Origin of the sequence: Arthrobacter sp. NPDC058192 (assembly GCF_042883665.1) — a bacterium.
GTDB lineage: Bacteria > Actinomycetota > Actinomycetes > Actinomycetales > Micrococcaceae > Arthrobacter.
On record NZ_JBHVVJ010000012.1, the window covers coordinates 62700 to 81777 of the forward strand.

Consider the following 19078-nt stretch of genomic DNA (forward strand, 5'->3'; position numbering starts at 1 on the left):
ATAGCTCCTTTGGTATCCATAGGCACTCAACGGGGTAGGGCTAAGCCTAGTCTGCCGTTCCCTATGGTGTGTCCCGCGACACCTACTGGTCAGTAACATTACGGTCGGGCCCGCCGTTCCGCCAGTCGCTGCACCAGACTGCGGCACCGCGGATGCCCCGGTGGGGCGCTGCGGTCATCCCGCGTCGCGTCCGGACTGGCGGACAGGGGCGCGTGAATAGAATGGGGGATCATGCAGACACCAACACCCGGACGGCAGCCCGGCCTGCGCGCCCGCACCGCGGCCTGGCGCAGCAGGACCGTGGCCGGAGCGGCTGCCAACGCGGCCGGCCACGATTTCCGCTCGCACCTGAGGCTGGGCCGCAAGGGCCTGGCGATCGGCGTCGATATCGGCGGTACGAAGGTGGCTGCCGGCGTCGTCGATGCTGAGGGGCGGATCCTCAGCCAGGCGAAGCGCTCCACCCCGGGCAACGACCCGCGCGCCGTGGAACAGGTCATCGTCGAACTGGTCGAGGAACTGGGTGCCGGTCACCGGATCTGGTCCGTGGGCATCGGCGCCGCCGGCTGGATGGACCTGGACGGCGCGACTGTCCTCTTCAGTCCGCACCTCGCGTGGCGCAATGAACCGCTGCGTGAAAACCTGCAGCGGCTGCTGCGCCGCCCCGTTTTGCTGACCAACGACGCCGATGCCGCCGCTTGGGCTGAATGGCGCTTCGGCGCCGGCCAGGGTCAGAGCCGGCTGGTCTGCATCACCTTGGGCACCGGGATCGGCGGCGCCATGGTGATGGACGGGCGCCTGGAACGCGGCCGCTTTGGTGTGGCGGGGGAGTTCGGGCACCAGATCATCATGCCCGGCGGCCACCGTTGCGAGTGCGGCAACCGGGGCTGCTGGGAGCAGTACGCCTCCGGCAACGCGCTTGGCCGCGAGGCGCGGGAGCTCGCCGCCGCCAATTCCCCGGTAGCCCAGGAGCTGCTGCGGGCCGTGGACGGAGACGTAGGTCGCATCACGGGCGTGACCGTGACTGAGCTGGCCGAAGCCGGCGACCCGACATCGCGCGAGCTTATCGAGGACGTCGGGGAGTGGCTCGGCCTCGGACTGGCAAACCTTGCAGCCGCCCTGGATCCCGGGAAGTTCGTGATCGGCGGCGGACTGTGCGACGCCGGCGAGCTCCTCGTCGCGCCGGCCCGGAAAGCGTTCTCGCGGAACCTCACCGGCCGCGGCTTCCGGCCGGCGGCGGAAATTGCCCTGGCGGCCCTTGGCCCCAACGCCGGCCTGATCGGCGCCGCCGACCTCTCCCGGGTCAGCAGCCGCATGCACACGTAAAAAGCGCTCAACGGAACAGCGGACGAACCAGCCGCGTGGAAACCAGGCAGCCTAGACGCGGGCACCGTCGTCGTACTCGTCCTTCTCGCCCGGCAGCTTCATGATCAGGAAAACCACCGAGGCCGCGAATACGGTCACGATGCCAAGGATCGCGAGCAGCGGAGCCGAGCGCCAGAACATTGCCGAGAGCACGAGCGCCACGGGCCCGCCCACGGCGCCAATCCAGGCGAGGACGGTCAGCGGATCTGCTCCCGCCAGGCTGGGCGGCTCCTCCGGGACAAACGCGCCGTCGTCGTCCTCAGGCTCGTAATCGCGCGGGCCAGAGGCCGGGTCCGGTTCCTCGTCCCCACCCACGGCAGCAGGGTCGCCGCCTGCTTGCCGCAGCCGTTCCGCGGCGGAGAGCTCCTTGGGCGCCGCGCCCGCGAGACCCAGCGGGTCAAAGTCACGGAACGTCCTGGCCGTTGAAGCGGTCCCGCCGGCCCTGCCGCCGGCGCCGGTGCTGCCTTTGCCGGTGCTGTCTTTTTCGCTGCCCGCGGGGCCGTGTTCGTCCGGCCAGCCGGGGCCGGCGGTCCCGCCGTCCCCGACGCCTTGAAGCCTGGCGACGAGATCCAGCCAGACGGCGTCGTCGTCGGTTGCGCCGTCACTGCCTGGGTGGGCGCCGGAAGCCATGTCCGGGGAGCGCGCGTCTGCTGGATCCGGGTCCGGAGTTTCCGGATCCGGGACGTCGGGGTCCGGCTTAGTCATTGGCCGTGTCCTTCCGGGGAGCGCGGGCGGAGCCCGAGTCCAAACTAAGGGAGCGTGCCACGGACCGGACGAATTCGGCCGTGCCGCGGAAGATTTCGGGCGCGTCGTTGTCCATGGTAGCCACGTGATAGCTGTTTTCCAGCCGGAGCACCTCGAGCGGGGCGTTGGTCAACCCACGCTTCAGCGCCCTCATGCTGGACTCGGAAACCACGTGGTCCACTGTGGAACGGTAGACCCGGACGGGCGCCGTTACGCGAGGCAGCAGTCGCACGGTGTCCTTGAACATCCTGTTGAGCTCGTGCGCTGCCGCCACGGGTGTCCGCGGATAGGCGCATTCATCCGTGTCGGGTTTGAGAATGTCATTGGCGATTGCGGGCGTGCTCTTAAGGATGAACCTCAAGTAACCCGCCATCGGGGCGCGGCGGTCATCGATGACCAGCCCGGGGTTGACTGCGACAACCCCCGCAACGGCGCGGGTGGCGGCAATCCGAAGCGCCAGTGCCCCGCCCATGGACAGCCCTGCCATCACCACGACGTCGCAGTCTTCGGCCAACTCACAGTAGGCCGCGTCCACTGCGCCGTGCCAGTCCTGCCAGCGGGTCCTGGCCAGATCCTGCCAGCTCGTTCCGTGTCCGGGCAGCAGGGGCAGCCGGACGGCGAATCCGGCGGCCGCCAGGGACTGTGCCCAGTCCCGCACGCCATGCGGGCTGCCGGTGAAGCCGTGGCATACCACGACGCCGGCCCGGGGGCCGGTGCCAGTGAACGCACTGCTGAACGGCGAATGGTCCGGGACGATGTTCATGGGTTCTCCGAGGGGGCTGCGGGCGGCGTGGAGCGGGCGTGCTGAAGGAAGAAGCGGGCTGATTCCTCAAAGAGTAGCGGCGCATCAACATCGAGGGTCGCAACATGGCCGCTGCCCGGGAGGCGGACCACCCTGAGGTCCCGGGACCCCAGGCGCCTGCGCAGCAGTTCGACGGACGACGGCGGGACCACGGCGTCGGTATCGGACTTGAAGACCAGGACAGGGCACCGGACGGCCGGAAGCTGGCGGAGCGTCGCGGAGAACAGCCGGCTCAACTGGTGGACGGCCGCCAGCGGGGTCACGGAGTAATCGCCGTCGTCGGTGGCAGACGCCGTGGAATTTTCCTCCTGGAGCGGCGTAGTGGTGCGTTGGAAGTACTTGAGCAGTCCCACAATCCGGACCCTGCGGTCGTAGAAGCTCAGTCCGGGGTTGACCGCGGCCACTCCGGCGACCGTGTGGCGGGCTGCGGTACGCAGGGCGATCGTGCCGCCCATGGAGAGCCCGGCGACGTAGCATTCGCTGGTGCGGGCGGCCAGGTCCAGGTAGGCCGTTTCGAACGCCGCGTACCAGTCCTGCCAGTTCTGCCGGGCCAGGTCCCGCCAGTGGGTGCCGTGCCCGGGCAGCAGCGGGACGGACACCGCGAACCCCTCGGCGGCGAGGTGCTCGGCCCATGGCAGGATGCTGTGGGGGCTGCCGGTAAAGCCGTGGCAGATGGCCACTCCGATCCGGGCGTTGGGGCCGTGGCCGGGGTAGCTGAAAGCGGCCGGCGCCGGGGACATGCTGCTTTCAGTCATGAGCCCATCGTGTCACCCTTGGCGGCAAAACTCACTAGAGTAAGGTGTCCATTGAAGTCCTGGCCGGACCCGATTCGGGCGGCCGGCCAGACGCCTTCCGGAGAGGTCGCCAAGTGTTCTATTGGTTCGTGAAGACATTTGTCCTTGGCCCAATCCTTAGGCTGCTGTTCCGGCCCTGGGTCAAGGGCCTCGACAACGTTCCGGCCGAAGGGCCCGCCATCCTGGCCTCGAACCACCTCTCCTTCTCGGATTCCATCTTCATGCCCGTCATGGTGCCGCGGCCGGTCGTGTTCCTGGCGAAGGCCGAATACTTCACCGGCACCGGGATCAAAGGCAAGCTGACCGCGGCTTTCTTTCGGCTCACCAACCAGCTCCCCATGGACAGGTCCGGGGGTGCCGCGTCCGCGCTGTCCCTCAACGCCGGCATGGACGTCCTCAGGAACGGTTCCCTCCTGGGCATCTATCCCGAGGGCACCCGCAGCCCCGACGGGCACCTTTACCGGGGCAAGGTCGGCGTTGCCCGCCTCGCGCTGCAGGCCCGGGTCCCCGTCATTCCCGTGGCGATGATCGGAACTGACAAGGTCCAGCCGATCGGCAAGCGCGTGCCCAACATCCGGCGGATCGGCATGATCTTCGGCGAACCGCTCGACTTCAGCCGCTATTACGGGAGGGAAGACGACCGGATCATCCAGCGTTCGGTGACCGACGAGATCATGTACGAACTCATGCGGCTGTCCGGGCAGGAATACGTGGACGAGTACGCCGCCGTCGTGAAGCTCCGTCTGGCCGGTAAAACGCAGGATGCAACTCCGGAAGCAGCCGCAGCTCCTGAAACGGCAGTGGAACCCTCCCCGGACCACGGCCCGACGGTGGCCGGAGAGGACGGGCCGGAGGTTCCCGGCACGGCGTGAGCTTTGCCAGCTGCCGCGCGGGCAGGCATGCGGGCTGCCTGATTCGCGTCATGTGACGGTACCGCGGCTGTCAATGACAGGCCGGGCCGCCGAACACCGGCGGGACAACTATCCTTAGAGGGTGACCGAGCTATCTGAGAAACCAGTTTCCCCGCTGACCAGCACCGCCCAGAGTGGAGCCGCCAACTATCCCGGACTGGACAACTGGCGGGATCTGCCGGCCTCGCAGCAGCCCACATGGTCGGACCCGGCTGTTTTCAAGGCGTCTGTCAAGGAACTCTCCGCCCTCCCGCCCCTCGTGTTTGCCGGCGAAGTGGACATCCTCCGCGAACGGCTTGCCGCCGCCGCACAGGGCAAAGCCTTCCTGCTCCAGGGCGGGGACTGCGCCGAGACCTTCGAGGCGGCCACGGCGGACAGGATCAGTGCCCGCGTCCGGACCATCCTGCAGATGGCCGTTGTGCTCACGTACGGGGCGGCCATGCCGGTCATCAAGATGGGCCGCATGGCGGGCCAGTTCGCCAAGCCCCGCTCCTCCAACGACGAAACCCGCGACGGCGTCACCCTTCCGGCCTACCGCGGCGACATCGTCAACGGCTACGACTTCACCCCCGAGTCCCGCGCCCATGATGCGGCCCGAATGCTCAAGGCATACCACACCTCCGCCTCCACGCTGAACCTGATCCGTGCATTCACGCAGGGCGGTTTCGCGGACTTGCGCCTGGTGCACCAGTGGAACAAGGGCTTCACCGAGAACCCCGCCCACGCCCGCTACGAGTCGCTGGCCCGGGACATCGACCGCGCCATCAAGTTCATGGACTCCTGCGGCGCCGACTTTGAAGCGCTCAAGCGCGTGGAGTTTTACGCGAGCCACGAGGCCCTGCTGCTCGATTACGAGCGCGCCCTGACCCGCATCGACTCGCGCACCGGTCTGCCCTACGACACGTCGTCACACTTCCTGTGGATCGGGGAGCGCACCCGCGAGCTGGATCACGCGCACGTTGACTTCCTCGCCCGCGTGCGCAATCCCATCGGCGTCAAGCTTGGCCCGACGACGAGCGGCGACGACGCCCTGCGCCTGATCGACAAGCTGGATCCGGAGCGGGAGCCGGGCCGGCTGACCTTCATCACGCGCATGGGCGCAGGCAACATCCGCGAAAAGCTCCCGGCGGTTGTCGAGCGCGTCACCGCCTCCGGCGCGCAGGTCCTCTGGGTCACCGACCCCATGCACGGCAATACGGTCACCTCGCCCAACGGTTACAAGACCCGCAATTTCGATGACGTCATCGACGAAGTGCGCGGATTCTTTGAGGTCCACCACGCGCTCGGCACCGTTCCCGGCGGCCTGCACGTGGAGATGACGGGTGACGACGTCGCCGAGTGCCTCGGTGGGGCCGACCCGGTCGATCAGGAAGCGTTCCTTGACCGCTACGAGTCAGTCTGCGATCCGCGCCTGAACCACATGCAGTCCCTCGAGATGGCGTTCCTCGTGGCCGGCGCGCTCGCCAAGCGCTGACGCGCCGACAACGCCACTGACAAGTTGCTCCGCCGGCTGGACCAGCCGGCGGAGCTTCTTTATGCGATGAGCCTGGTCGGACCGAGGAGGCGGCGGCCGTCAGACGACGGTCAGCGTGATGGTCGAGCCTTCCGGGACCTTAGTGTTCACCGGATCCTGGGCGCGGACGGTGCCGAAGAATCCGCCCAGGATTTCATTGATCTGGACCTTGAATCCGAGCTTTTGCAGAGCATCTTGCGCTTCTAGGGCCTGCTTCCCGATGAAGCTCGGGACGTCCACGAGCTTGGGGCCGTCGGAAATGGTCAGCGTCACGGAGCCGCCCTTGGTCAGGTTGCCCGAGGCCGGGTCCTGCGCCACGACTGCACCCTTGGGGACGTTCCGGTCATTGACGGGCGCCGGGGCGACGACGGCCTTCAGTCCGGCGGCTTCGATGGCACTCACGGCGGCGTCCTGCGCCTGGCCCCGGACATCCGGTACCGGGATGGGCTGCGGACCCTTCGAGACCGTCAGCCCTACTGGGGTCCCGTGCCTGACCGGGTTGCCGCTGCGCGGCGCCTGGGCCAGGACAGTCCCGGCAGGCGCCTTCTCGTCAAACGTTTCAGTAACAGGGCCAAGGGCCATTTGGGCGCGGTTAAGGGCGGTCTTGGCCTCGTCCAGGGATTTGCCGGTGAGGTCTGCCAGCGGGAACAGTTCCGGGCCCTTGGAGACGGCCAGCAACACGGGCTCGAATTTCCGAATGACCTTCCCGGCAGTCGGGTCGGAGCGGACCACAATACCCGGGGAGACGTCGTCGTCGAAGACATCCCTGACGGTGGACTGGAACCCCGCGGTGCGGAGCAGGGCCTGGGCTTCGGCAACGGTCTTGTTCGCCACCGGGGGAACCGTCCCCGGCGAACCGGGACCCATACCGAAGAACCAGCCGGCGACGGCGGCGAGCAGCGCCGCGACCACCAGCAGGACAATCCACAGCAGCCCGCGGCGTCGGGCGTTCCCTTCGTGGAGGGTCTTGGTGGGCGTGGCCGCCGCGCGCTGCCGTGCCTTGACGTCGTCCCGCTCCAACTTGCGCTGGACGCGTTTGCTGGGCGCAGGTGCGGCGTCCCCCGGCTCGCCATAGCCGGGGGCGTCCTGGTACGCCGGCTCGTCCGGAGGAGACAGCGGCCCATATGCGGGACGCCGCGGGGCGTTGCCCATCACGGTGGTCGGGTTGCCGCTGTTGCGGGAGATCATCTCGGTGGGCTGCTGGAGGCCGCCGTAGACCTCGGTTGGCATCCCGGCGGCGGGCTGCAGGTAGGCAGTCTCCTGCGCATCCGGCCCCGGAGCGGTGCCGCCGGGCCGTCTGGCGGGCGGGGCGGCCGGCGGCAGCACGCTGCGCACGGCCGCCGGCGGCTGGAGGTCGAGCTCGGCGTCGCTGAGGTTTGTCCTGATGTGACGGAGTTCGGATAACAGAGCCGCGCCGTCGACGGGGCGCTTGTCCGGGTCCCTGTCGGTGCACCACTGGACGAGCTCGTCGATCTCCGCGGCCAGCCCGGGCACGTGGGCGGACGGAGGCCCCACGGTGGAGTTGACGTGCTGGTAGGCGACCTGGATGGGCACCTCACCGTCGAACGGCTGCCGGCCGGTGATCATTTCGTAGAGCATGATCCCCACCGAGTAGATGTCGCTGCGCGCGTCTGCCTGCTTGCCCAGGACAAGCTCGGGGGAGAGGTAGGCGACAGTCCCGATCAGGGCCCCGGTGCTCGTGGACGTCGAGATTGCGCGCGCCAGGCCGAAGTCGCCGAGCTTGATCCGGCCGTCGTCGGCGATCAGGACGTTTTCCGGCTTGATGTCGCGGTGAATCATTCCGGCGGCATGTGCGGCACCGAGCCCCTCGACGACGGGATCGATCAGGGCCAGGGCCAGCCTCGGTGACAGGGCGCCCTTCTCTTTGAGGACGTCGCGCAGCGTGTGGCCCTTGATGAACTCCATGACGAGGTAGGCGAGCCGGCCATCCTCACCCTGGTCCAGGACGCCCACCACGTGGGGGTGGGAGAGCCTGGCGGCAGCTTTGGCTTCCCGTCCCAGACGATGCAGGAACTGAGGGTCGTCCGCCAGGTGGGGGTGCAGCACTTTCAGTGCCACATCGCGCTCCAGGCGCTGGTCCGTTGCGAGGTACACGGTGGACATGCCGCCGCGGGCAAGCCTGGATTGAACCTGGTAGCGGTTATCCACCAGGTTCCCGACGAGAGTGTCCGACACGTATTCTTGCACCCTACAATCGTAGTCGTTGGACAGAAGCGGGCCCGGATCAACATGCGATCCGGGCCCGTAGGGTCAAACGCTGTGGTCAAGCGCGAGTGCCTACCTGAACAGCGTCCGGTTGGCCTTGATGGCGGCGACGTACGCCTTGGTGTCCTCGAACATGCCGTTTTGGCTGACCGAGTACTGGCCCTGGTAGTAGCCCGCGACCGCGGTGTCCAGATCAGCGCTCGAATTGACCAGCTGGCGGATGATGGCGACTCCTGCCGTGGCGTTGTCGTACGGATCCAGCAGGTTCAGGTTCCGCCCGACCAGGTCAGAGGCCCACCGGCCGGAGGACGGGATGACCTGCATGGTGCCGATCGCGTTGGCCGGGGACACGGCTCGCTGGTTGAAGCCCGATTCCTGGTACGCGAAGGCGAGGGCCAGGCTGGCGTCCACGCCCATGCGCCGCGCGGTGTCCGCCACGATCGATTTCATCTGTTCGCGGCTGGGGACCGGAGCGGCGTTGAGCAGCGCCTTGTTCTGGTTCGCCGAGCTCACCACGGCGGCCGGATAGGTGAATCCGAGGAACGTGCTGGGCACCAGCGGTGTAGTCGCGGCGGGCTTGCTCGAAGCCGGTGCGATCGTGGACGCACCGGGAATAACGAGCTTCTGGCCCGGGTAGATAATGCTCGACATCGTCAGCCGGTTGGCGGACAGGACGTCAGAGAGTCGAACGCCGTTCCGCGCGGCAATGCCGGAGAGCGTGTCGCCGGCCTTGATCGTGTAGGAACCGGAGCTGGCCGGTGTTTTGGCGGGTGCCGGCCGCGTTGCGGTGGGCGCCGACTGGGCGGTAGCGGAAGGGGCAGCGGGAGTGGAACCGCCGCCGAGCTTGATCTTCTGTCCGGGGTAGATGATGGAGCCCATGCCGAGCCCGTTCCACTTGAAGACCTGGGAAAGGCCGACGCCGTGGCGGGCAGCGATGGCGCTGAGGGTGTCGCCGGCCTTGACGATGTAAACGCTGCCGGTGCCCGACGCGGCAGTGGCTGTCTTGACCGTGGCAGAGGCGGATGCCGTGGCTGCCGGCGCCGCCTTCGAACCCGTCAGCTTGATCTTCTGCCCGGGGTAGATGATCGTATTCGCCTGCAGATTGTTCAGCTTGAGCACGGCGTGGGTGTCCAGGCCATAGCGGCCGGCAACGGCGCTGATGGTGTCACCGCGGGCAATGGTGTACTGGGCCGGAGGCGCGGCCTTGGCCGGGCGCAGGGCGTTGGGCAGGGCTGCCGGGACGGAAGCGGCGGGGATCAGCGAACCCTTGAGAGCCGTGGTCACGTCCGCCTTTGCCTGGGCACGCATCGCGGCCGCCAGGGTGGCCGGGACGGCACGGGCACGGGGCTCCGCAGCGGCAGGCTGGGCGACCGCCAGGGAGGAAAGCACGACGGCGGGCAGCGCCGCCGTCGTCGCCGCGATCAGCGGCAGGCTGGGCCTCGGGTGGTGCTGTGACGCACGTGAGGTTGTCATTGAAAGATCCTCTTCTCAGCGGCAACGCTGTGGTCAGGCCGGTACAAGTGTTGTTACCAGTGTGACAAAAGTTATTGCTGTTACAAATGTGATCTATGTGAATCTCTCATGAATTTGCGGTTAGCACAAGAACCCGGCGATATTCCGAAAGTCGGGAGCCGACGGAGTGTCGGCCCCGACTAGGCGACCGGGCACCGGCCGTGGCAATCTTTATCCGTGAGTAATGTAGAAAACCTCGTGGGCGAATGGCTGCCCCTGCCCGATGTCGCACAGGCTCTTAATGTGTCTATTACCAAGGTCCACGCACTTCTGGACGAGCGTGCGCTGGCGGCCATAAGAATCGGTGACCGGCGCATCCGCTCGGTACCGGCGGCATTCATCCAGGACGGTCACGCAGTGGAAAGCCTGAAAGGCACCATTGTGGTCCTCGCGGACGCCGGCTTTTCGGACGAGGAACTGATCAACTGGCTCTTCACTCCGGACGAGTCGCTGCGTGGGCGGCCAATCGACGCCCTCCGCGAAGGCCGCAAGACCGAAATCCGCCGCCGGGCCCAGTCCCTGGCCTGGTAGGAGCGCTGCGGCAAAGGATAGAAACAGGATTTAAAATCGTGCGGCGGGCCGGGTGCAGCGAATATTGCTGCGCCCGGCCCGCGGCGTTCCTCCTTGTGTGCAGGAGCGGGAGCCCGTGGCAGCCCGGATCAGGAAGCCCGGCTGACGGCTGCTTCCGCAAGCTTGCGGAGCGCGGTCTTGGGAAGCTCCTCCAGCGGCAGGAGGTCCAAGGAGGTGAAGGCGGCCTTGCCGAACTCTTCAATGAGCAGCTCGGTGGCCTGGAGCGCGCCGGAGTCCACAATGATCCGCCGGATCTCCGTGATGTCCGCGTCGCTGAGGCGTGGGTCGCCGAGCCTGGCGTCGATGAACTCCGATTCGGCCGCGGAGGCCTGGTCCAGGGCAAAAGCCACCAGCACCGTCCGCTTGCCCTCGCGGAGATCGTCCCCGGCCGGTTTGCCGGTCGTGACAGGGTCGCCGAAGACGCCAAGGACGTCGTCCCGCATCTGGAACGCCTCGCCCAGCGGCAGGGCGAACGCCGAGTAGCCGCGCAGCAACTCGTCGCCTGCTCCGGCCAACGCACCGCCGAGCGCGAGCGGGTGTTCGGTGGAGTATTTGGCCGACTTGAACCGGATGATGGACTGGGCCCGGCTGACGGCACCGGCGCGGTCACGCCGCGGCCCTGCGACCTCCTCCAGGATGTCCAGGTACTGTCCGGCCATCACTTCAGCTCGCATGAGGTTGAAAATCAGCCGTGCCGGGCTGCCGGACGCGGCGCGGTGTCCGATTTCCGTAAAAGATTCCTCGCTGAAGGACAGGCAAAGGTCGCCGGTGAGGATGGCGGCCGCGTGGCCGAACCGTTCGCGGTCCAGCGCCCAGCCCTGCTTTTCGTGCAGTTCGCTGAAGCGGCGATGGACGCTGGGGCCGCCCCGGCGGGTGTCCGAGCGGTCAATGATGTCGTCGTGGATCAGGGCCGCAGCCTGGAAGAGTTCCAGGGCTGAGCCTGCGGTGACCACCTCGGCCGCGTTGGCCTCGCCGCCGGCCCCGCGCCAGCCCCAGTAGCACATCAGTGCCCGGAGGCGCTTCCCTCCCGTGACCAGGTTGGAGATCGAGCCCATCAGCGGGTCGATGTCCTGCGAGATCGAGGACATGACAGCCTGGCGGCTGGTCAGGAAATCCGTGAGCTTGCCGGCGACGGCGGCCACGAAGGCCGTCTGCTCGAGCCGGAGCTGTTCGGTGACGCTCACTTGACGGATCCGGCAGCGACGTTAGCGCCAATCGTGAAGGTGGATACGCCACGGGACTCCATGACGGAGATGTTCACGGTCTCGCTGTCGCCGCGAAGGAAGTCCTTGGAGGGCAGTGCGCCCACGGTTTCTCCCGGAACGGCCTTGAAGCCCTGGGCCTGGAGCCCCTTGGTGTAAAAGGTCAGGACATCGGCTGCAGGGGCGCTGATGCCGCCGACGAGGGCCACCGTTGCCGGCACGGTGGTCTTGTCCAAGCTGCTGGAAACCACCTTGGCCCCGGGCATGAGCGGCAGCAGCCTCTGCGGGAATCCGGGAACCAGGGCGCCAACCGTGGCCGAGGTGCCGGGCTCCGCGGACGGGCTTGGGGGAGCGGTCGTGGAGGACTGCTGTGAAGCGGCCGGGCTCGACGTCGGCGAGGCCGCCGTGGCCCCGGTGCCGGCAGGCGTGCAGGCGGCCAAGGCCAGTGACATGCCCGCCGCCGCGAGGGCCGCTGTGGCACGTTTGCGCTGTCCAAATACCTTCACAGGGATTTTCCTCCTGGTGTTGACGCGTGGGGTTGACGCGGAATCAGCCTCCAGTTTAGTCAGTCCCCAGGCATAGGATTGAAGGCGTGGGGCCGGACGCAGACAATCACTCAGACAATCACCGCGACAATCACTCAGACATTGCAAACAATCACCAGCGACGGCTGAAAGATGCACCCGCCGGAGGCCAGCCTCCCGGCCGCTTCAGTGAGGACACGTTGCGGGAACTGCGGCGCAGCAGCATCATGCACGTTGACATGGACGCATTCTTTGTCTCGGTGGAGCTGCGCAGCCGTCCCGAGCTGAAGGGAAGGCCCGTGATCGTCGGCTATCCGGCGGACCGGTCCGTTGTGCTTTCCGCATCCTACGAAGCCCGGGCATTCGGCGTCAGGTCAGCGATGCCTATGGCGGTTGCGGCCCGCATGTGTCCCTCGGCAGTGGTCATCGAGCCCCGGCACAAGCTCTACTACGAAGTGTCCGGCCAGATCATGGCCATCTTTGGTTCCATCACCGACCTCGTGGAGCCGCTCAGTGTGGATGAGGCGTTCCTGGACGTCGGGGGAGCCATCCGGAGGCTGGGTCCGCCCCGGGAGATTGGCGAACTGATCCGCGCCCGCGTCGCCCGGGAACTGGGGATTACGGCGTCGGTCGGCATAGCCGCGAGCAAGTTCGTGGCCAAAATCGCTTCCACCCGCTGCAAACCGGACGGCCTGCTGCTGATCACGCCGGAGGAAACCGTTCCGTACCTCCACAGCCTTCCCGTCGGCGCACTCTGGGGGGTCGGGGGGAAGACGGTTGAGGTGCTCGCCCGGCGGGGCATCCGGACGGTGGCCGACGTTGCCGCGTCGCCGTTGCCCTCGCTGCGGAAACTGCTGGGCGCCTCGGGGGAGCACGTCTACCGTCTCGCCTGGGGCATCGACCCGCGGCTGGTGACGCCGGTGCGGCTGGAAAAGAGCATCGGAGCAGAAGAGACCTTTGCCACAGACACAGCGGATGACGCCCTGCTCCACCGCGAGCTGCTGCGGCTCTCGCACCGGACTGCCGAGCGCCTGCGCGGCGCGGGAATGCATGCCCGCACCGTGGCGCTGAAGCTGCGCTACGCGGACTTTTCCACCATCACCCGCAGCCGCACGGTGAGCACCCCGATCGATAGTGCGCAACTGCTCTACGCCGTGGCACTCCAGCTCCTGGAGTCGGTGGGCGAAAGGCCCATGACCGTCCGGCTCGTGGGCATCCGTGCGGAGCAGCTGGAAGAGGCTGCTCGCGCCCCCCTGCAACTCAGCCTGGACCGCCGGGACGACAACTGGAGGGCTGCAGAACAAGCGCTCGACGCCGTCACTCGAAAGTTCGGCAACAAGTCGGTTCTGCCGGCACGGCTCCTCGACCCAGCGAGCAACGAACCCGAAAACAACGATCGAGCGCACAACGAGCCGGCAAACAACGATCGTGCACACAACGACCCAGCGAAAAGCCACCCCGCTAACATTGACCCCGCAAACGGCCGGCGAATCGCCGACCAGGGAAGCGCCGGCCGGGGGAGCCCCGGCGGCTGAGCCTCTGGCTGTGTGAGGGCTGCCGGGCCGTCCCCTTTCAGGCCTGCCAGCGCGGGACCGGGCCTTAAGACTGTCTTTCAGAACAGGCCGCGACAATCTATCCTTATTAATACCTAGGTTTAGGACGACTAGATCGACCGTTCGGCAACGACCTGGCCTGCTGAAGACCGGCACGGGACTACGGAATTGCCCCTTTCGCCAAGGGCGGTGAACGGGAACCACTTCCGAATCCCGGGCGTTAGGGGTTTAAGCCAAAGGCCGCGTCAAGTCCCGACGTTGGCAGACTTGAGGAGGTCGCAATGCCGCTCTCGGAGCACGAACAGAAGTTGCTGGAGCAACTTGAGAAGCAGCTGCATGAGGACGATCCCAAGTTCGCAAGCTCGATGGGATCGGTCCCCGGGCGCTCGTGGTCCACCCGCCACCTTGTCATCGGGGTGCTCGCAACACTCGCTGGAGTCCTGCTGTTGCTGGTCGGCGTATCCATCCAGAACATTTTCGTTGGCGTTTTGGGCTTCGTTGTGATGGGCGCCGGTGTGTACTTTGCCACGATGCGCAGCTCGGCCGTCGGCAAAGGCCGGGGTGCGAGGGGCCGCAAGCAGGGCAAGCCGCGCAGTTCCTTCATGAGCAATCTCGAGCAGCGCTGGGACGAACGGCACCGGGGAGAACCCTGAACCGCCGGCGAGGGCTTCCTGGGCCCTCCACTTTCCGCCACCGGCCCGCCGGGGGACGGTGAAAGACCCGCTTCGGCGGGTCTTTCGCCATTTAAGCGGCAATGTCGGGTGTGTAAAGGCTGCCACTGGGGGTGTCCCGGAGCTGATGCGGCGTCGCATGGGTCCTCACGGCCCAAACCGTGGAGGTGGGGCAAAGCAACCACCAAAAAACGCTCCACTTTCCACCACAGACCCAATTCCTTGCAGATGCTGGCAACCGCGGGGACAAATCACCGCAAATTTGTCTCAACATCCCGGGCGTGTCGTTGACTGTGGAGCGATGTGGAGTAATGTGGAGGACGTAAGAGGGTAGTGGCAGCACAGGGGACGTTGGACTTCCTAGAAAAGACAGGCGGTGGGCCGTGTTTCTCGGCACCCATTCGCCGCGTCTGGACGAAAAAGGTCGAATTATCCTCCCAGCGAAGTTCCGTGAGGAGCTTGCCAGCGGGCTGGTTCTCACACGGGGCCAGGAGCGTTGCATCTACGTCTTCAGTGAGGCGGAATTCGGCCGGGTTCACGAGCAGATGCGGGAGGCTCCAATTTCCTCCAAGCAAGCACGTGACTACATCCGTGTTTTCCTCTCTGGAGCCTCGGACGAGGTACCTGACAAGCAGGGGCGCGTGACGATTCCGCCGGCGCTCCGGGAGTACGCAGGTCTCGGCCGGGAACTCGCCGTCATCGGCGCAGGATCCCGCGCAGAGATTTGGGACGCCCAGGCTTGGAGCGAGTACTTGGCTGAAAAGGAAACCGCCTTTTCGGAAACGGACGACGCCATACCGGGGATTCTCTGAATCCCAACTGTTCCACCAGCACACAACGTTCCTTGATCGAGATCTCCAGCCGCCCATCAGGCTGCTGTCCTGGCTCACTTCCCCGGAGCCAGGCCGGCGCAGGATAGGCGCGGATGGGGACCTGGACCAAGGAATGTTGCTTAAGAGCACCCACCAGCAACGAGCAACGCGCAGCCGAACCTAGCCAACGAAAGGACCAAGGCATGACGGACCCCGACCAGGCGAAGCCCACGTCCGAACGCCATGTACCGGTCCTCAAGGACCGGTGCATCAATTTGTTGGCCCCGGGCTTCGAGGCTGCCAGGGGCCGCGGCGAGACACCTGTGGTGATCGACGCGACGCTCGGCATGGGCGGCCACTCCGAGGCCCTCCTCCAGCGCTTTCCAGATCTCCACCTGATCGGCATCGACCGCGATGAGGAAGCCTTGGCACTTGCGGGGGAGCGGCTGGCACCCTTCGCCGCCCGCACCGACCTGGTCCACGCCGTCTACGACGAAATCCCGGACGTCCTCGAAGACCTTGGGTTCACCGAAGTCCACGGCGTCCTCATGGATCTTGGTGTCTCCTCGCTGCAACTGGACGAGCGGGAGCGCGGTTTTGCCTACTCCTTCGACGCGCCCCTGGACATGCGGATGGACACCAGCCGCGGCCAGACGGCGGCCGACGTCGTCAACACCTACAGCGAAGAAGACCTCGTCCGGATCATCCGGAAATGGGGAGAAGAAAAGTTCGCCGGCCGCATCGCGAACAGGATTGTGGCTGCGCGCGCCGAGAAGCCGTTCACCACTACCGGCGAACTCGTCGAACAGATCCGTTCCGTGGTGCCGTCCGGGGCCGCCAAGACCGGCGGGCACCCGGCGAAGCGCACCTTCCAGGCGCTCCGGATCGAGGTTAACGAGGAACTGGACGTCCTGGAGCGTGCCATCCCGGCAGCCATCGAAGCCATCGCCCCGGGCGGCCGTGTAGTGGTCATGTCCTACCACTCCCTCGAGGACAAGATCGTCAAGGGCTTCTTCCAAGCCGGATCGAAGTCCTCGGCCCCGGTCGGCTTCCCCGTCGAACTCGAAGAACACAAAGCCGAACTCAAGACCCTGACAAAGGGCACCGAGGTGCCCACAGCCGCTGAAATCGCCGAAAACCCCCGCGCAGCTTCCGCCCGGCTGCGCGCCGTCGAACGCATCAAAGCCAGGAGAGCAGCATGAGCAACGCCGCCGTCAACAGCTACCCCGTTGTCCAGGGCGCTACTGCGCGTGCCCTGCCAGGCATCCGCCCGGTCACCGGTCCGGCCCGGAAGTCGCGCACTCCGCTGTCGCTGGTCCGTTCGGCACCCCGCAAGCGCCGCGCGCCGTTCGTCGTCCTCTGCTTCGGCATGCTGGCCATTGCCCTCATGGCCGTGCTGGTGCTGAACATCTCGGTCTCCTCGGCCCAGTACCAGCTGGTCCAGCTGCGCAGCGAGCAGACCACCCTGGCCAAGCAGAACCAGGACCTCACCCAACAGGTCCAGAACTTCGACGCCCCGCAGAACCTCGCGGCCAAGGCCACGGAACTGGGCATGGTGGCTTCGGTCGGCAAGGGCCAGATCGACCTCTCCACCCTGAGCGTCACCGGCAAGGCCAAGCCGGCCGTCAAGGGCGACGCGCCGGGTGCCGTCATCGCCGCACCTGCTGTCGCCGGACAGATCACCGTGGTTCCGCCGGTTTCGGAGAATGAACCGCTCGCGCAGCGCCAAACGGCTTACACCCAGCCTGCTGACACCCAGCCGGCCGACACCAAGCCGGTTGACACGAAACCGGCCGACACCAAGCCGGTTGACACGAAACCGGCCAACACCAAGCCCGCCGCCCCGCCTGCGGAACTCCACGGCGGATCGGTGCCGGCCCCCGCGCAGAAACTTCCGGGGCAGTAACGTCCGGACCGGTAACGTCCAGGGCAATAGCGTTCTCAGACCACCAGCAAGGCAAGCAGCAAGGACTCACAGTGGCGCGGAACTCCGGCAAGGCCAGCAAGGCGAAAGCCCCAAACGCCACCCGGCGGCTCCGCGTCGGGCTCGGCCTGATGCTGACCCTGCTGCTGGTGGTTGGCGGCAAGCTGTTCCTGGTCCAGGGGCTGGACATCGGGGGCATGGCAGAGGCGGCCCTCAATAACCGGCTCACGCCCATCGTGCTGCCAGCGGAACGCGGCAGCATCCTCGATTCATCGGGCACGGTTCTGGCCAGCAGTGTTATTCGCTACAACGTCGTGGTGGACCAGACGGTCAACACCAAGACCGAGTCCTTCCGCAGGCTCGAGACCATCAATGGCAAGGATGAACTGGTCAAGGTCACCCGCGACCAAGGCATATCCGAACTGGCCGCGGTACTCGGGATGGACCGCGGTGACCTGCGCGATGCCCTGACCGGCACCCAGCGCTATTACATCGTGGCCAAGGATCTCAAGCCCGACGTCGAGGACCGGGTATCCAAGCTTCAGATACCGGGCATTGTCACCGAAGGCACCAGCAAGCGCGTCTATCCCAACGGCTCGGTAGCCGGCGGGATTGTCGGATTCCTCCACGACGGCACCACCGGGCAGGCCGGGCTCGAACAAACCCAGGATGAGATCCTCAAAGGCACCCCCGGCAAGCGGGTCTTCGAAATCGGTGCCGACGGGCTGCGCATCCCCGTGGGCGTGGACCAGCTGACGCCCGCGGTGAACGGCAAGGACATCAAGCTCACGCTGAACTCAGACCTGCAGTACTTTTCCCAGCAGGCCATCCAAAGCCAAAAAGACAAACTCGGCGCCGAGTGGGGCGTGATCGTGGTCTCTGACATCAAGACGGGCAACATCATTGCCATGGCGGACACCGACGCGCCGGATCCCAACGACCCGGGCAAGGTTGCCGCGGAGGACCGCGGAGTCAGGGCCGTCACCGCCGCCTACGAGCCGGGATCCGTGGAAAAGATGATCACCGCTGCGGCAGTTATCCAAGAGGGCAAGTCCAGTCCGCTGGATACCTTCACCATTCCGCCGACCTACACCCTGGACGGGCAGACGTTCAGTGACGCGTTCGAACACGGCACCGAGCAACGTACCCTGGCCGGCATCGTCGGCTACTCCATGAATACCGGAACGGTCATGGTGGGCCAGCGCCTCAGCAAGCAACAGCGCTATGACTGGCTGAAGAAGTTTGGCATCGGCGAGGCGCCCGACATTGGCCTCCCGGCGGAATCCAAGGGAATCCTCACCCCGGCGGACCAATGGGACGGCCGCCAGCAGTACACCGTCCTCTTCGGCCAGGGCGTGGCCCAGTCAACCCTGCAGACGGTCCGGGCCTACCAAAGCATCGCCAACGACGGCGTGATGCTCCAGCCGCGGCTCATCGACAGCTACATCAGCCCGGACGGGACCGAGGAAAAAGTCCCAGCCAAGGATCCGCGGCAGGTCGTCTCCAAAGAGACCGCGAAACAGGTGCGCGACATCCTGGAAAGCGCCGTGACCGAGGGGGAGATCAAGGAAGCCGCCATAGACGGATACCGTGTGGGCGCCAAGACGGGCACGTCCGAGTCGCCCTGCGACGACGGCAAAAGCGGGTTCTGCGGCTACACCGCCTCCATGGTGGGGATGGCGCCCATGGACGATCCGCGGTTTATTGTTGAGGTGGTCCTGCAACGGCCCAAGGGAAGCATCTACGGAATCACCAACGGACCGGTGTTCCGTTCGGTCATGAGCCAGACGCTGCGCACATTCAACGTCGAGCCCTCCACCGGGCAACCCGTCCGGCTGCCGCAGTACGCCAAGTAGCGCTTGTTCCACCCTCCACCCGGAAGTCACCATCCGGCGCGTCACCACAGTGCCTGCGCGCCGGGGCCTGCCCCGCGCGCAGTCCACGATTAAGCAGTGCAC

Annotated in this window: 17 protein-coding genes; 10 read left to right on the forward strand and 7 right to left on the reverse strand. The window is 66.4% G+C overall.

Going from position 1 to position 19078, the window contains the following annotated elements; genetic code table 11:
- The first annotated feature begins 231 nt into the window (after positions 1-231).
- On the forward strand, positions 232-1323 hold the full coding sequence (locus tag ACFVVK_RS13205) for an ROK family glucokinase (RefSeq protein ID WP_390267409.1): 1092 nt from the start codon (positions 232-234) through the stop codon (positions 1321-1323).
- Positions 1324-1374: 51 nt separating this feature from the next.
- Here ACFVVK_RS13205 and ACFVVK_RS13210 read toward each other — a convergent pair whose 3' ends face one another.
- From ACFVVK_RS13210 to ACFVVK_RS13220, 3 genes are read right to left on the reverse strand one after another with little or no spacing between them, the layout of a single operon-like run.
- Positions 1375-2067, reverse strand: a complete 693-nt coding sequence (locus ACFVVK_RS13210) for a hypothetical protein (RefSeq protein ID WP_390267412.1) — start codon at positions 2065-2067, stop codon at positions 1375-1377.
- Positions 2060-2869, reverse strand: a complete 810-nt coding sequence (locus ACFVVK_RS13215) for an alpha/beta hydrolase (RefSeq protein ID WP_390267415.1) — start codon at positions 2867-2869, stop codon at positions 2060-2062. The genes ACFVVK_RS13210 and ACFVVK_RS13215 overlap by 8 nt, the downstream gene beginning before the upstream one ends.
- Entirely contained in the window at positions 2866-3663 is a 798-nt protein-coding gene (locus ACFVVK_RS13220) for an alpha/beta hydrolase (RefSeq protein ID WP_390267419.1), read from the reverse strand. Before ACFVVK_RS13220 ends, ACFVVK_RS13215 begins: the two co-directional genes overlap by 4 nt.
- 113 nt (positions 3664-3776) lie before the next feature.
- Here ACFVVK_RS13220 and ACFVVK_RS13225 point away from each other — a divergent pair, with 113 nt between their 5' ends.
- Together ACFVVK_RS13225 and ACFVVK_RS13230 are read left to right on the forward strand one after the other, a co-directional pair.
- Entirely contained in the window at positions 3777-4574 is a 798-nt protein-coding gene (locus ACFVVK_RS13225) for a lysophospholipid acyltransferase family protein (protein ID WP_390267673.1), read from the forward strand.
- A gap of 121 nt (positions 4575-4695) precedes the next feature.
- On the forward strand, positions 4696-6087 hold the full coding sequence (locus tag ACFVVK_RS13230; RefSeq protein WP_390267422.1) for a class II 3-deoxy-7-phosphoheptulonate synthase: 1392 nt from the start codon (positions 4696-4698) through the stop codon (positions 6085-6087).
- 99 nt (positions 6088-6186) lie between these two features.
- On the opposite strand, the gene ACFVVK_RS13235 is transcribed toward ACFVVK_RS13230, so the two are convergent.
- Together ACFVVK_RS13235 and ACFVVK_RS13240 are read right to left on the reverse strand one after the other, a co-directional pair.
- Positions 6187-8334: a PASTA domain-containing protein gene (locus ACFVVK_RS13235; protein ID WP_390267425.1), complete on the reverse strand. Its 2148-nt coding sequence runs from the start codon at positions 8332-8334 to the stop codon at positions 6187-6189.
- A 90-nt stretch (positions 8335-8424) separates the two neighbouring features.
- Complete coding sequence (locus tag ACFVVK_RS13240) at positions 8425-9825, reverse strand: LysM peptidoglycan-binding domain-containing protein (protein ID WP_390267429.1); 1401 nt, start codon at positions 9823-9825, stop codon at positions 8425-8427.
- Positions 9826-10041: 216 nt separating this feature from the next.
- Between ACFVVK_RS13240 and ACFVVK_RS13245 the strand changes: the two genes are divergently transcribed.
- A complete protein-coding gene (locus ACFVVK_RS13245) occupies positions 10042-10395 on the forward strand; it encodes an Rv2175c family DNA-binding protein (RefSeq protein WP_390267432.1) in 354 nt (117 codons plus the stop codon).
- 128 nt (positions 10396-10523) lie between these two features.
- Here ACFVVK_RS13245 and ACFVVK_RS13250 read toward each other — a convergent pair whose 3' ends face one another.
- The gene (locus ACFVVK_RS13250) at positions 10524-11618 is read right to left on the reverse strand and encodes a polyprenyl synthetase family protein (protein WP_390267435.1); all 1095 of its coding nucleotides are present in this window, start codon (positions 11616-11618) and stop codon (positions 10524-10526) included.
- Positions 11615-12142: a hypothetical protein gene (locus tag ACFVVK_RS13255; protein ID WP_390267438.1), complete on the reverse strand. Its 528-nt coding sequence runs from the start codon at positions 12140-12142 to the stop codon at positions 11615-11617. The genes ACFVVK_RS13250 and ACFVVK_RS13255 overlap by 4 nt, the downstream gene beginning before the upstream one ends.
- Positions 12143-12387: 245 nt before the next feature.
- On the opposite strand from ACFVVK_RS13255, the gene dinB reads away from it, so the two are divergent.
- The 6 genes from dinB (at position 12388) to ACFVVK_RS13285 (ending at position 18976) form a co-directional block, all read left to right on the forward strand.
- Positions 12388-13695: a DNA polymerase IV gene (gene dinB / locus ACFVVK_RS13260; protein ID WP_390267441.1), complete on the forward strand. Its 1308-nt coding sequence runs from the start codon at positions 12388-12390 to the stop codon at positions 13693-13695.
- A gap of 299 nt (positions 13696-13994) precedes the next feature.
- Positions 13995-14366, forward strand: coding sequence for a DUF3040 domain-containing protein (locus ACFVVK_RS13265; RefSeq protein WP_390267444.1), 372 nt, complete (start codon positions 13995-13997; stop codon positions 14364-14366).
- Positions 14367-14767: 401 nt separating this feature from the next.
- Positions 14768-15196 (forward strand): division/cell wall cluster transcriptional repressor MraZ, encoded by a 429-nt coding sequence (gene mraZ / locus ACFVVK_RS13270; protein ID WP_090956633.1) that lies wholly within the window; start codon positions 14768-14770, stop codon positions 15194-15196.
- Positions 15197-15399: 203 nt separating this feature from the next.
- Positions 15400-16398 carry a 16S rRNA (cytosine(1402)-N(4))-methyltransferase RsmH gene (rsmH, locus tag ACFVVK_RS13275; protein ID WP_390267447.1) on the forward strand — a complete coding sequence of 333 codons (999 nt, stop codon included), beginning with the start codon at positions 15400-15402 and terminating at the stop codon, positions 16396-16398.
- A complete protein-coding gene (locus tag ACFVVK_RS13280) occupies positions 16395-17102 on the forward strand; it encodes a hypothetical protein (protein WP_390267450.1) in 708 nt (235 codons plus the stop codon). The genes rsmH and ACFVVK_RS13280 overlap by 4 nt, the downstream gene beginning before the upstream one ends.
- A 71-nt stretch (positions 17103-17173) precedes the next feature.
- Positions 17174-18976 (forward strand): peptidoglycan D,D-transpeptidase FtsI family protein, encoded by a 1803-nt coding sequence (locus ACFVVK_RS13285; RefSeq protein ID WP_390267453.1) that lies wholly within the window; start codon positions 17174-17176, stop codon positions 18974-18976.
- The last annotated feature ends 102 nt before the right edge of the window (positions 18977-19078 follow it).

Excerpts from the sequence above, each read along its gene's own strand:
- ACFVVK_RS13205 (WP_390267409.1), top strand. The coding sequence starts at position 232 with ATGCAGACACCAACACCCGGACGGCAGCCCGGCCTGCGCGCCCGCACC.
- ACFVVK_RS13210 (WP_390267412.1), bottom strand. The coding sequence starts at position 2,067 with ATGACTAAGCCGGACCCCGACGTCCCGGATCCGGAAACTCCGGACCCG.
- ACFVVK_RS13215 (WP_390267415.1), bottom strand. The coding sequence starts at position 2,869 with ATGAACATCGTCCCGGACCATTCGCCGTTCAGCAGTGCGTTCACTGGC.
- ACFVVK_RS13220 (WP_390267419.1), bottom strand. The coding sequence starts at position 3,663 with ATGACTGAAAGCAGCATGTCCCCGGCGCCGGCCGCTTTCAGCTACCCC.
- ACFVVK_RS13240 (WP_390267429.1), bottom strand. The coding sequence starts at position 9,825 with ATGACAACCTCACGTGCGTCACAGCACCACCCGAGGCCCAGCCTGCCG.
- dinB (WP_390267441.1), top strand. The coding sequence starts at position 12,388 with ATGCACGTTGACATGGACGCATTCTTTGTCTCGGTGGAGCTGCGCAGC.
- ACFVVK_RS13265 (WP_390267444.1), top strand. The coding sequence starts at position 13,995 with ATGCCGCTCTCGGAGCACGAACAGAAGTTGCTGGAGCAACTTGAGAAG.
- rsmH (WP_390267447.1), top strand. The coding sequence starts at position 15,400 with ATGACGGACCCCGACCAGGCGAAGCCCACGTCCGAACGCCATGTACCG.
- ACFVVK_RS13280 (WP_390267450.1), top strand. The coding sequence starts at position 16,395 with ATGAGCAACGCCGCCGTCAACAGCTACCCCGTTGTCCAGGGCGCTACT.